Annotated in this window: 1 protein-coding gene; it reads left to right on the top strand. The window is 56.0% G+C overall.

Annotation, left to right across the window (positions count from 1 at the left end):
- Window positions 1-12: 12 nt before the first annotated feature.
- Window positions 13-450 (top strand): AMP-binding protein (locus BMI01S_RS41690; protein ID WP_255217862.1); only part of this gene is annotated, 438 nt, incomplete at its 3' end.

The following is a 450-nucleotide window of genomic DNA, read 5'->3' as shown; positions in this document are numbered from 1 at the left end:
GAACATCGTGGAGTGGCCAATTATCTTGCGTGGGCCTGTGAAGTTTACGCTCCACGAGCATCTTCGATCGTTTCTTCTTCCCTGGCGTTCGATGCGACGGTCAACAGCCTGTTTGCACCGCTGATCTGCGGTGGTCATGCATACCTGGTACGGGAACGCGATGAGGTCGCGGGACTAAAGGTACAGGCCAGTTCGGCATGTGGGCTGGTCAACATTACCCCGAGTCATCTGGATGCGCTTGGACAACAGATGCAGGCGGGCTCGATGACCAGCCAGATTGACCTGCTTGTTATCGGTGGTGAAGCGCTGTCGCCTTCAACAGTCGAGTTGTGGCGCAGGGTTCAGCCTGGCGCCAGGATGGTGAATGAATACGGGCCGACCGAAACGGTTGTGGGTTGCATCTTTTACGAAATTCCGGGCGAATGCGCTGTATCGACGCACGTTCCAATA

The organism is Paraburkholderia mimosarum LMG 23256 = NBRC 106338, from assembly GCF_000739815.1.
Taxonomy (GTDB): domain Bacteria; phylum Pseudomonadota; class Gammaproteobacteria; order Burkholderiales; family Burkholderiaceae; genus Paraburkholderia; species Paraburkholderia mimosarum.
This window is presented reverse-complemented; position numbering and strand designations above follow the sequence as displayed.